Origin of the sequence: Microbacterium sp. bgisy203, assembly GCF_965345155.1 — a bacterium.
In the GTDB taxonomy this organism is placed as follows: domain Bacteria; phylum Actinomycetota; class Actinomycetes; order Actinomycetales; family Microbacteriaceae; genus Microbacterium.
Genome location: NZ_CBDRLZ010000006.1, coordinates 66,577 through 78,739, shown reverse-complemented (window position 1 = coordinate 78,739; position 12,163 = coordinate 66,577). Strand labels below are relative to the sequence as shown.

Below are 12,163 nucleotides of genomic sequence, written 5' to 3'. Positions count from 1 at the left end.
GGCTCAGGCGCGCGTCGAGACGTCCGACGCCGAGGCGTCCCGAGCAGCGCCCTCCGGCGCCGGGTGCTCGTCGGTGTCGCGCGAGTTCGTGAGCGTGAGGGCGCCCGCCGCGGTGATGAGGCCGACGGCGATCGCGAGGATCGCGAAGAGCACCCGCTCGCCGGAGAAGAAGCGTGCGACCAGTTCCGGCGCCCACGCACCATCGGGGAGGACCGTCGCGACGAGCACGGCGATCACGGTGCCCACGACGGCGGTGCCGACGCTCGTGCCGACCTCTTGCGCGGTGTCGTTGAGCGCGGCGCCCATCGAGGTGCGGTTCTCGGGCATGGCGCCGACGAGGGCGACGGCGCAGATCGTCATGATTGTCCGCAGCCCCACGGTCATGATCACCATCGCACCCGCGATCGCGACGTAGTCCTGCGAGACCGCCCACGCCATCGCGCCGAGCCCGGCGGCGAGGAATGCGGCGCCGATGAGGCACGCGATGCGATGTCCGAAGCGGCTCACGAGCCACTCGGTCAGCGGAGTCGCGAAGATCATCGTCAGAATGAGCGGCAGGTTCGCCAGGCCCGCCTGCAGAGGCGTCCACCCCCAGGCGTACTGGAAGTGCAGGATGAGCGCGAACATCACGGCGGCCATCGCGATCGCGGTGCCGAACTGGGCGATCGCGGCGCCGCGGACGACGCCTCCGCGGAACACGCGCAGATCGAGCATCGGAGCCGCCGCGCGGTGCTCGTGGACCAGGAAGAGCGTGAGGGATGCCGCGGCGCCGCCGATGACGCCGAGGGTGACGGGCGACCACCACCCGAACTGCACACCGCTCGTGAGCGCGTAGCAGGCGAGACCGATCGTCAGGATGCTGAGCACGGCGCCCGGAAGGTCGAGCCGGTCGTGCGTCAGGCCCTCGGGAGAGTCGGCGGGCACGCCGAAGTGCACGCCGAGGGCGGCGATGAGGGCGATCGGGGCGTTGATGAGCAGCAGCCACTGCCACGGCAGATGCGCGAGCATCGTGCCGCCGAGCAGCGGCCCGAGGACGAAGCCCGACATCCCGACGACCATCATCAGGGTGATTCCCCGCATGCGCAGCTTCTCGTCGTCGAACAGCCGGAACGCGAGGGAGTTGGTGATCGGGGCCATCGCGGCGGCGGCGATGCCGAGCACGGCGCGCAGGCCGATCAGCTCGCCGATCGAGCTGACGGCGAGCACCGCGAGGCTGACGAGCCCGAACATCGCGAGCCCCACCTGCAGCACGCGGCGTCGTCCGAAGCGGTCGGCGATCGCCCCCGCTGTGAACAGCAGGCCACCGAAGGTCAACGAGTAGGCGCCGCTGACCCACTGCAGCGCGGTCGTCTCCCCGCCGAGATCGCGGCCGATCGTCGGCAGCGCGATCGACAGCAGGGTGTTGTCGATCATCTCCACGAAGAACGCGAGGCAGAGCGCCGCGAGGGGGATCCACGCGGCGCCGAGCGATGCGTAGGTCCCGGAGGTGACGGTCGGGGAGGAGGTGTGGGGTGATGCGCTCATGAGGTCTTCCTTTCTCGTCGGGCGTCTCATCGTGCGGGCGGAGGCGTCCGCGGTGTCATGTCGAAATCTCGAACGCTGTTCGATAATAGAACACCGTTCGATAATCTGGAACACTGTTCGATATTCCGCAAGCGACGCTCCGCGTGTGATGGGATGAGACCGTGACCGAAGCAACGACGACGGATGCCGCGCGCGGCGGCGACCGCCCCCGCCGGAGTGCGCGCAGCGCGCGCACGCGCGAGCGCGCCTCGCACTCGCTCGACTCGGTTCTCTCCGAGGCGGTGGCGATCCTCGACGAACAGGGCGCTCAGGGCCTCACGATCCGCGCGCTCGCCGCGCGCCTGGGCGGGGGCCCCGCCAGCATCTACTGGTACGTCTCCGGCCGCGACGAACTGCTCGACCTCGCCGCCGACGCGGTGCTCGCGGGCGTTCTCGCCGCGGTCGCCGACGTGCACACCGACGATCCCATCGACGACATGCGCACGATCGCCGTCGCCCTGTTCGACGCGATCGTCGACCGCCCCTGGCTCGGCGCCTACGCCCTGCGCAACACCGGCGCGCAACCGCACGGGCTCGCGCTCTACGAGCGCATCGGCGAGCAGACGCAGCGGCTCGAGCTCACGGCGCGCCAGCGCTTCCACGCGACATCGGCCGTCGTGGGGTTCGTCCTCGGGACGGCGGTGGACATGGGGCAGGAGCCCCCGGCGGAGGTCGTCACGGGAGAGATCAGCCGCAGCGAGTACCTGACCCGCGCGGCCGATCAGTGGCGTGCGATGGATGAGGCATCCTTCCCCTTCATCCACGAGATCGTCGACGAGTTCGCCGGGCACGACGACGCCGACCAGTTCCGCGCCGGCCTCGATCTGCTGCTGGACGGCCTGCGCCGCCAAGCGGGCTGACGCGGCGTCGTCGTGCCGTGCGGCTCAGGCCGCGAACGCGTCGGCGATCGCCTCACGGGCGAGTCGGATGCCGATGCGTCCGGCACTCGCGCGGCGTGAGGCGGTGAAGATCTCGCGCGCCGGCTCTCCCGGCAGCGTCGTGAGGGTGACAGGCGGGGTGACACCGGTCCAGAGCAGGTCGGGGAGGAGCCCGACCGCGTGGCCCGCGGCGATGAGTGAGACGTGGGCACCGAGGTCGGCGAGCTCGTACCGCACGTCGGGTTCGAACCCGGCCGAGCGACACTGCTGCACCGCCCACTCGCGCGCCGCGGTCCCCGCCGGCTCCATGACCCACGGGCGGTCCGCCACGTCGCGGAGCGATCCTCCCGGCCCGCGCGTCGCGAGCCGCATGGGGTCGGCGCCGAGCACGTGCCGCACGAGGTCGGGGCGGTGCGCGCGCGTGAGGCCCGGGTACTGCTCGGCGATCGCGAGATCGAACCCGCGCGCCGACAGCTCGAACAGACCCTCCTCGGGCGGCACCTCGGCGAGCTCGACGCGGAGCGTCGGCGCCCGCTCTGCCAGCAACGACAGCGCGGCGGGCACGATCGTCCGCGCCGCGGTCTGGAGGACGGCGATCCGCACGGGGGCGATGCCCGGCTGCAGCTCGTCGAGCTCGCCGCGGATCTCCTCGTCGGCGTCGAGCGCCCGGGCCGCGTGCGCGGCGAGGGCGGCGCCGTGCTCGGTCAGCCGCACGCGGCGCCCGTCGGGCGCGAGAAGCGGGACCCCCGCTTCTCGCTCGAGCTGCGCGAGCTGCTGCGAGATCGTCGAGGGGCTGTAGGAGAGGGCTTCGGCGACGGCCGAGAGCGTGCCGCGCAGCGCCAGTTCGTGCAGCAGGCGCAGGCGGCGCAGCTCGAACACGCGGGCCTCACCGGCATCCGTCTCGCGCTCTCCGAAATCATCGACAGAATCGAACGGTATAGATCGGAGATGATCGCTTTTCTCGAATCATAGTCGTGCCGCATCCTGATCGGATGAACGAGGTGCACTCTGGTCAGATGACCGACGACTCCCTGCCCGCCGACGGTGCGACCGAGCCGACCGAGCTGACCGAGCTGAACGAGGCGACCGCGCTCGTCGACCGTGCCGTCGCTCTCGCCGAGCGCTGGGTCGCCGAGTCCGCCGACGTTCCCGTCGACCCCGCTACCGAGCGTCTCGCCGGCGTCCTCAAGGACCCGAACGGGCTCCCCTTCACGATCGGCTTCGTCGACGGCGTCATGCGTCCCGAGTCGCTGACGGCCGCGGCATCCAACCTGCAGCGCGTCGCCCCGCTGGTTCCCGACTTCCTGCCGTGGTACCTGCGCGCCGCCGTCCGCACGGGAGGCGCCGTCGCGCCCGTGCTCCCGAGCCCCGTCGTGCCGATCGCGCGGCGGGTGCTGCGCGAGATGGTCGGGCACCTCGTGGTCGACGCCCGCCCCGACAAGCTCGGCCCGGCGCTCGCGACCATTCGCGAATCGGGTGCGCGCCTCAATCTCAACCTCCTCGGCGAGGCGGTGCTCGGCGAGCACGAGGCGCTGCGCCGCCTCGACGGCATCCACGACCTCATCCGTCGCCCCGACGTCGACTACGTCTCGGTGAAGGTCTCGGCGATCGCGAGCCACATTTCGATGTGGGCGTTCGATGAGACGGTCGACACCGTCGTCGAGCGTCTGCTGCCGCTGTACCTCACGGCCGCGACCGATCGCACCTTCATCAACCTCGACATGGAGGAGTACCGCGACCTCGACCTCACGATCGCGGTCTTCACCCGCATCCTCGAAGACCCGCGCCTGAGGGACCTCGAAGCCGGCATCGTGCTGCAGGCGTACCTCCCCGACGCGCTCCCGGCGCTCCAGCAACTCACCGCGTGGGCGACGGAGCGGGTGGATGCCGGCGGCGCCCCCATCAAGATCCGGCTCGTCAAGGGCGCGAACCTCGCGATGGAGCGGGTGGATGCCGTGATGCACGGCTGGGACCTCGCGACGCACGGCTCCAAGCTCGACTCGGATGCCTCCTACCTCCGCTGTCTCGACGAGGCGCTGCGCCCCGAACACACGCGGGCCGTCCGCATCGGTGTCGCGGGCCACAACCTCTTCGACATCGCCTACGCGTGGCTACTGGCGGGGGAGCGGGGCGTCCGCGACGCGGTCGAGTTCGAGATGCTCCTCGGCATGGCGCAGGGGCAGGTCGAGGCCGTCACCCGCGAGGTGGGACACGTCTTGTTGTACGTGCCGGTCGTCCGCCCCGACGAGTTCGACGTCGCGATCAGCTACCTCGTGCGGCGCCTGGAAGAGAACGCGTCGAGCGACAACTTCCTCTCCGCCGTCTTCGAGCTGCACACCGACCCCGCGATGTTCGCGCGCGAGCGCGACCGGTTCATCGCCTCGACGCGCCGCGCCGCCGACCCCGCGCTGCCGGTCGGCCCGAACCGCCGCCAGGACCGCGGCACCGAGGACGCTCAGGGCGGCGACGCCGCGAGCCGCCTGCGCACGTCGCCGGCCGACGAGGCCGACCTGACCCAGGCCGTGCTCGGCATCGCCCGCGCCGCCTCGCGCGACGAGGACGACATCGATCTCGGCGCCGAGCAGGTCTTCGCCGACGGGTACGTCGAGACCGCCGTCTTCGCGCGCCGCGAGTCGGGCGCGCCCGCGCGCGGCGCTGCGGGCTTCGTGAACACGCCCGACTCCGACCCGGCGCTGCCCGCGAACCGCGCCTGGTCGGCGGACGTCCTCGCCCGCGTCGAAACCTCGACCACCGGCGACGAGACGATCGCCGCGGCTCGCCTCGACAGCGAAGAAGCGCTGGAGGAGACCGTCGCGCGCGTCCGCACGGCCGCGGATGCCTGGGGTGCGATGCCGGCCGCCGACCGCGCCCGCGTGCTCGAAGCCGCCGCCCGCGCGCTCGAGGCCCGCCGCGGCGAGCTGATCGAGGTCGCAGCCTCGGAGACCGGCAAGGTCTTCGCCGAGGCGGACGTCGAGATCAGCGAGGCCGTCGACTTCGCGAACTACTACGCGGCGACCGCGAAGGAGCTCGACCGCGTGCCGGGCGCCGTGTTCGTGCCCGCGACGCTCACAGTGGTCACCCCGCCCTGGAACTTCCCCATCGCGATCCCGGCGGGCGGTGTGCTCGCCGCGCTCGCCGCGGGCTCCGGCGTCGTCTTCAAGCCGGCTCCGCAGGCGCGGCGCTGCGCCGCGGTCGTCGCCGAGGCGATCTGGTCGGCGTTCGATGAGGCGGGCGTCTCGCGCGACGTGCTCGCGCTCGTCGACATCGATGAGGGCGGGCTCGGGCAGCAGCTCATCTCGCACGACGCGGTCGACCGGGTCATCCTCACCGGCTCGTGGGAGACCGCGGCGCTGTTCCGTTCGTGGCGTCCCGAACTGCCGCTGCTCGCCGAGACGAGCGGCAAGAACGCGATGATCGTCATGCCCTCGGCCGACCTCGACCTCGCCGCATCCGACCTCGTGAAGAGCGCCTTCGGGCACGCGGGGCAGAAATGCTCGGCCGCCTCGCTCGCGATCCTCGTCGGACCGGTCGCGCGCTCCGAGCGTTTCGCCCGCCAGCTCGTCGATGCGACCGAGTCGCTGCGCGTGGGCCCGCCGTCCGACCCGCGCAGCGAAGTCGGGCCGGTCGTCGAGGTCCCGCACGGCAAACTCGCGTGGGCGCTCACGACGCTCGAAGACGGCGAGCAGTGGCTCGTCGAGCCGCGTGAGGTATCGGACGCGCCGGCGGAGTACGCCGGGAGGCTGTGGAGGCCCGGCATCCGCGTCGGCGTGCGGGCGGGCTCGCGCACGCACCTCGAGGAGTTCTTCGGCCCCATGATGGGCGTCATGCACGCCTCGTCGCTCGCCGAGGCGATCGAGCTGCAGAACGCCGTCGCGTACGGCCTGACGGCGGGCCTCTACACGCAGGACCCCGGCGACCTCGCGACGTGGCTGGACGGCGTCGAAGCCGGAAACCTCTACGTCAACCGGGGCATCACGGGCGCGATCGTCCAGCGGCAGCCGTTCGGCGGGTGGAAGCGCTCGTCGGTCGGGGCGGGGACGAAGGCCGGCGGCCCGAACTACCTCGTCGGTCTCGGCTCGTGGCGGGCGACGTCGGGCGGCGCCCCGTCGTCGACGCTGCACCTGCGTGGGCTCGACTCGCGGATCGGCGCGTTCATCGAGGCGGCGCAGCCGTCGCTCGGCTACGAGGAGTTCGAGTGGCTCCGCCGTGCCGCACTCTCGGACGCCCTCGCGTGGGACCGCGAGTTCGGTCAGGTGCGCGACGTGTCGCAGCTCGGCGTCGAGCGGAACCTCTTCCGCTACCGCCCCGTCGAGGTCGCTGTGCGCGCTACGAAGGATGCCGCGTGGCAGGCCGTCCTCCGCGTTGCGGTCGCGGGCGTCCGCGCCGGCGGTGCGTTCACCCTGAGTGCGCCCGTCGGCCTCCCCGCCGGTGTCCGCCGCGCGCTCGGCGACCTCGACGTGCCGGTGTTCGTCGAAACCGACGGCGAGTGGATCGACCGCGTACGTGCGGGCCAGGCAGACGGGGGAGCGGGACGCGCGCGGCTCGTCGGCGGCACCGAGTCGGTCGGCGCGCTGCAGGCCGCGCTCGCCAAGGCATCCGGCGGCGACCCTGACCTGGCCGTCTACGCGGGCGACGTCACGACCGCGGGGCGTTTGGAGCTTCTGCCGTTCCTCCGCGAGCAGTCGATCACCATCACCGCGCACCGCTTCGGCAACCCGGATCCATGGTCGGAGGCCGTGATCTGAGGGTGGACGGAGTCCATCAATCCACGCCCGGTCAGCGCGGAAGAGAAACAAGTTATCTTTCTGGAACCTGAAGGCGCGACCGGCCACGATGATGAGTGGCGCATCTGGGGAGCGCCGACGGAGACCGGTTCCAGTGAGCGGCACACGCCGCGGGTCGGACCGTCAATGACACACCGGGGGGAGTGTCGCTCTGGAGTTGGGGGACACTCGGCTCCAGAGCTCCCGCCTGCCTGCCGCGAGGTCAGGACTCGGGCGGATCGACGAAGTCGCGAGCCTCGCCCGCCGCCGGGGCCGCGGCTTCGCCATCCACGGGCGTCATGAACTCGTTGACCAGCGCACGCACTCCGAGGGCGAACAGCGTCCACTCCCCGGCCGGGACATCGTCCCCGTCGTGCGCCCGCACGCGCGGATGCTCGATGCCCTCGAGGGCCCGCACGGCGAAGCCCTCGCCCATCGCCGCCATCGCCTCGGTGAAGTCGGTGATCGTGAGGGGAGATTTCATGCGCAGCCCGTAGGACTCCATGAGGAAGGCGTAGAACTCCGCGAACGCGGCGATCGACTCGCGATGCCGCTCGTTGCTCGCCTCGCGCAGCTCCGGCCAGGTCTGGGCGGTCGTACGCAGGGCGAGCCAGATGAGGAACTGCTGTGCGTCGAGGGCGTCGGCGGGGTCGTCGGTGTCGACGGCGGTGGTGCGCACGTGCGCCTCGGCGGCGGCGCGGATGACGTCGTCGCCGCTGGCTCCCGACGTGATGAGCTCCTCGACGGCGACGCGCGCGTAATCGGTCGGCCTGCTCAGCCGCAGGCGCACCATCGCCACCGCGAGATCGCGCTGGTAGTCGTTCTGGTCTGCCCAGAGCCGGTAGGCGGCACCCGTCGTGAGCCCCGCTCGCCGGAGCACGTCCTGCAGGCGGATGTGCTGCACCCCCGCCGACACGCCCCGTTCGAGCAGCATCTGCATCCCGACGCGCAACAGCAGCGCGCGGGTCTCGTCCCCAGAACGACGCACCATGGAAAAGAAATCTACTCACTTGGGCCGACATCGGCCAGGCGGGGTGTCACCGAGCCCGCGTCGGCCGGTCTGACACAATGGATGCCGGCGTGCCCGTGACCGGGCCTCTGGACAGCGTCCGCCGCTCTCTGACACTCGCAGCTACGAGGAGCGAAATGTCCACTTCCCTGGGTACCGGCACACCCGCGGCGTCATCCGCCGCAGCGTCTTCCCCCGCCCGCATCGCGCAACACCGTCGGTACCTCATGTGCCGACCGGAGCACTTCACGGTGAGCTACCGCATCAATCCGTGGATGGAGCCGGCGAAGCCGACCGACACCGCCAAGGCCGTCGCGCAGTGGCAGACCCTGTACGACACGTATGTGGCGCTCGGGCACGAGGTCGAACTCATCGACCCCGTCGAGGGCCTGCCCGACATGGTCTACACCGCCAACGGCGGGTTCATCATCGACGGGCGCGCCCTGGGCGTGCGCTTCCGGGTGGACGAGCGCCGCGGCGAGGAGCGCCCCTTCATGGACTGGTTCGGCGCGCACGGGTTCGAGGTCGTCGAGCCCGTCGAGGTGCAGGAGGGCGAGGGCGACTTCCTGCTGGTCGGCGACACGATCCTCGCCGGCACCGGCTTCCGCTCGGTCGGTGACAGCCACCGCGAGGTCGCCGAGGTCTTCGGCCGCGAGGTGATCTCGCTCCGCCTCATCGACCCGCGCTTCTACCACCTCGACACCGCGATCTCCGTCCTCGACCCCGTCGAGGGTCCCGGCGGCGTCGAGAGGGCGAACATCGCCTACCTCCCGGCCGCGTTCGACGCGCCGTCGCTCGCCGTGCTCCGCGAGCGCTACCCCGACGCGATCGAGGTGTCGGATGCCGACGGTGCCGTGTTCGGGCTGAACTCGGCATCCGACGGGTACAACGTCTTCATCTCGCCGCGCGCGACGGGCTTCGAGCAGCAGCTGCGCGCCCGCGGCTACAACCCGGTGCTCATCGACCTGTCCGAGCTGCTGCTCGGCGGTGGGGGCATCAAGTGCTGCACGCTCGAACTGCGAGGAAAGCGATGACCACCCCCATGACGACGACCGACGCGCTGACCGGCGAGTTCATCGCCGCCGAAGAGGCGCACGTCGCGCACAACTACCACCCGCTCCCCGTCGTCGTCGCGCGCGGCGAGGGCGCGTGGGTCACCGATGTCGAGGGCAAGCGCTACCTCGACCTGCTGTCGGCCTACTCGGCGCTGAACTTCGGGCACCGGCATCCCGCGCTCGTGGCGGCCGCCGTCGAGCAGCTCGGCCGCGTCACGCTCACGAGCCGCGCCTTCCACAACGACCGGCTGGGAGCCTTCGCGGGCGCCCTCGCGGAGCTCTGCGGCAAGGAGCTCGTCCTCCCCATGAACACGGGGGCCGAGGCCGTCGAGACCGGCATCAAGGTCGCCCGTGCGTGGGCGTACCGCGTCAAGGGCGTCGCCGACGGCCAGGCGAAGATCATCGTCGCTGACGGCAACTTCCACGGCCGCACGACCACGATCGTGAGCTTCAGCGACGACGCCTCCGCGCGCGACGGATTCGGGCCGTTCACGCCCGGCTTCGTGTCGGTGCCGTACGGCGACGCCTCGGCGATCGCCGCCGCGATCGACGAGAGCACCGCCGCCGTCCTCGTCGAGCCCATCCAGGGCGAGGCGGGCGTCGTGATCCCGCCCGAGGGGTATCTGCGCGAGATCCGACGCCTCTGCGACGAGAACAACGTCCTCTTCGTCGCCGACGAGATCCAGTCGGGCCTCGCCCGGGTCGGCACGACGTTCGCGTGCGACCGCGAAGGCGTCGTTCCCGACATGTACCTGCTCGGCAAGGCGCTCGGCGGAGGCATCCTGCCCCTGTCTGCGGTGGTGGCGGATGCCGATGTGCTCGGCGTCATCCAGCCGGGCGAGCACGGCTCGACCTTCGGGGGAAATCCGCTGGCCGCGGCCGTCGGGCTGCAGGTCGTCGAGATGCTCGCGTCGGGCGAGTTCCAGACTCGCGCGCAGGCGCTCGGCGAGCACCTCGCCGCCGCGCTCGAGCCGCTCGTCGGGAACGGCGTCACGGCGGTGCGCATCGCGGGCCTGTGGGCCGGCGTCGACATCGACCCGGCGTTCGGCACGGGCCGCGAGGTCGCCGAGAAGCTGCTGCACCGGGGCGTCCTCGTCAAGGACACGCACGGCCAGACGATCCGCATCGCCCCGCCGCTCGTGGTCCGCGCGACCGAGCTCGACTGGGCGGTCGAGCAGCTGCGCCTGGTGCTCGCCACCTGACGCGGCCGGAGCAGAGGGCGGAGCGGGATGCCGGGGGTCAGGCGACCTGCACCTCGACGCTCGGCCAGCCGGTCGCGCCGTCGGGCGCGGGCGGCGCGGTGGCCTCGGTCTGCGGCTCTCCGTCGGCGCCGATCGCGCGCGCGGTGATCGTGTGGCGGCCCGCCGGCGCGTCCCACGGCAGCGTCCACTGCACCCAGGTGTCGTCCGAGATCGCGGTGGCGAGCGAGGCATCCCGCCACGGACCGTCATCGACCCGCACCTGCACGCCGCGCACGCCGACGTGCTGCTGCCACGCGACCCCCGCGATCACGGTGTCGCCCGCAGCGACCGAGGTGCCGCGGCGGGGGACGTCGATGCGGCTCGCGAGCTTCACGGGCCCGCGCTCCGACCAGCCGCGCGGCGTCCAGTAGCCCTCGGCGTCGGAGAAGCGCGTCACCTCGAGGTCGACGACCCACTTCGTCGCGGAGACGTAGCCGTAGAGGCCCGGCACGACCATCCGCACGGGGAAGCCGTGCTCGGGAGGGAGCGGTTCGCCGTTCATCCCGACGGCGAGGATCGCATTCCGCTCATCGGTGAGGGTCTCCAGCGGCGTGCCGGCGGTGAAGCCGTCGCTCGACGTCGACAGCACCATGTCGGCGCCGGGCTGCACGCCGGCCCGCGCCAGCAGGTGTCGGATCGGGTACCCGAGCCAGAGGGCCGTGCCGATCAGGTCGCCGCCGACCTCGTTCGACACGCACGTCAGCGTCGTGACGCTCTCTTCCAGCGGCAGGGCGAGCAGCTCGTCCCAGCCGATCTCGACCTCGCGATCGACGAGGCCGTGGATGCGCAGCCGCCACGACGCGGGGTCGATCTGCGGCACGGCGAGCGCCGTGTCGATGCGGTAGAAGTCGGCGTTCGGGGTGATCACCGGCGCGAGGCCGGAGATGCCCAGCTCGGCAGACGCGGGCACCGCCGCGCGAACGGATGCCGGAGGCAGGGTGATCGCCGAGCGCACGGCCGCGACCGTGCGCGCCCCCGCCTGCAACGCCCACCCGCCGACGGCGGCGAGCGCGCCGACGACGGTCGCCCCTCCCGCCCACACGAGGAACGTGCGCCGCGACGGTCCGGAGCTCGGCAGGTCGCCGTGTAAGAGTTCGGCCTCGTCGTCGTGGGCGCGTTCGGCTCGGGCGGACAGGACGCCGAGGGCCATCAGGGTGGCGGCCGCTCCGAGCGCCGCCGGAACCGCCGACAGCGCCGACGCATCGGCCCGCGAGACGGATGCCGCGACGCCCGCGAGCCCGGCCACGACCACCACGGTCTGCGCCGCGGCGCGCGAGCGGCGCGCGAGGAGTCCCACGGCCGCACCCAGGAGCAGCAGCGCGATCGCAACGCCGACGATGAGTGCGGCCTTGTCACCCGTGCCGAAGAGCCCGATCGCGAGGTCCTTGCCCCAGGGCGGCGCGATGTCGATGAGCGCCGATCCCACGGCGGCGACGGGGCTCGCGCCGAACAGCGCGCCGGCGAGCTCACCGACCCCCGCGCCGAACACGACGGAGGCGACGCCGGCCAGAGCCGCGGGGACCGCGCCCCGCGATCCCGTCGGCTCGTCGCGCATCGCGCGGGAGGCATCCGGCGTCTCCATCCGCCGATCATAGGTCGGCGCCGCCCCCGGTGGGGCGGACCGGGCGACGCCGGCGCGGATGCACAGCCGCTG

General features: G+C 72.2%; 8 protein-coding genes. 4 read left to right on the top strand and 4 right to left on the bottom strand.

Features of this window, described 5'->3' with window-relative positions; translation table 11 throughout:
- Window positions 1-3: 3 nt before the first annotated feature.
- Complete coding sequence (locus ACRVYW_RS10695; RefSeq protein WP_431804419.1) at window positions 4-1,524, bottom strand: MFS transporter; 1,521 nt, start codon at window positions 1,522-1,524, stop codon at window positions 4-6.
- A gap of 161 nt (window positions 1,525-1,685) precedes the next feature.
- Between ACRVYW_RS10695 and ACRVYW_RS10690 the strand changes: the two genes are divergently transcribed.
- Window positions 1,686-2,423, top strand: coding sequence for a TetR/AcrR family transcriptional regulator (locus ACRVYW_RS10690; RefSeq protein WP_431804417.1), 738 nt, complete (start codon window positions 1,686-1,688; stop codon window positions 2,421-2,423).
- Between the two features lie 24 nt (window positions 2,424-2,447).
- Here the strand turns inward: ACRVYW_RS10690 and ACRVYW_RS10685 are convergent, their stop codons facing one another.
- Window positions 2,448-3,320, bottom strand: coding sequence for a LysR family transcriptional regulator (locus ACRVYW_RS10685; protein ID WP_431804415.1), 873 nt, complete (start codon window positions 3,318-3,320; stop codon window positions 2,448-2,450).
- Between the two features lie 113 nt (window positions 3,321-3,433).
- Between ACRVYW_RS10685 and ACRVYW_RS10680 the strand changes: the two genes are divergently transcribed.
- On the top strand, window positions 3,434-7,186 hold the full coding sequence (locus tag ACRVYW_RS10680; RefSeq protein ID WP_431804413.1) for a proline dehydrogenase family protein: 3,753 nt from the start codon (window positions 3,434-3,436) through the stop codon (window positions 7,184-7,186).
- 241 nt (window positions 7,187-7,427) lie between these two features.
- On the opposite strand, the gene ACRVYW_RS10675 is transcribed toward ACRVYW_RS10680, so the two are convergent.
- Window positions 7,428-8,195 (bottom strand): hypothetical protein, encoded by a 768-nt coding sequence (locus ACRVYW_RS10675; RefSeq protein ID WP_431804412.1) that lies wholly within the window; start codon window positions 8,193-8,195, stop codon window positions 7,428-7,430.
- A 155-nt stretch (window positions 8,196-8,350) separates the two neighbouring features.
- On the opposite strand from ACRVYW_RS10675, the gene ddaH reads away from it, so the two are divergent.
- Window positions 8,351-9,247 carry a dimethylargininase gene (gene ddaH / locus ACRVYW_RS10670; RefSeq protein WP_431804410.1) on the top strand — a complete coding sequence of 299 codons (897 nt, stop codon included), beginning with the start codon at window positions 8,351-8,353 and terminating at the stop codon, window positions 9,245-9,247.
- Window positions 9,244-10,470, top strand: a complete 1,227-nt coding sequence (gene rocD, locus ACRVYW_RS10665) for an ornithine--oxo-acid transaminase (RefSeq protein WP_431804409.1) — start codon at window positions 9,244-9,246, stop codon at window positions 10,468-10,470. The genes ddaH and rocD overlap by 4 nt, the downstream gene beginning before the upstream one ends.
- A 37-nt stretch (window positions 10,471-10,507) precedes the next feature.
- Here rocD and ACRVYW_RS10660 read toward each other — a convergent pair whose 3' ends face one another.
- Window positions 10,508-12,091 (bottom strand): molybdopterin-dependent oxidoreductase, encoded by a 1,584-nt coding sequence (locus ACRVYW_RS10660; RefSeq protein ID WP_431804407.1) that lies wholly within the window; start codon window positions 12,089-12,091, stop codon window positions 10,508-10,510.
- Window positions 12,092-12,163: the final 72 nt, after the last annotated feature.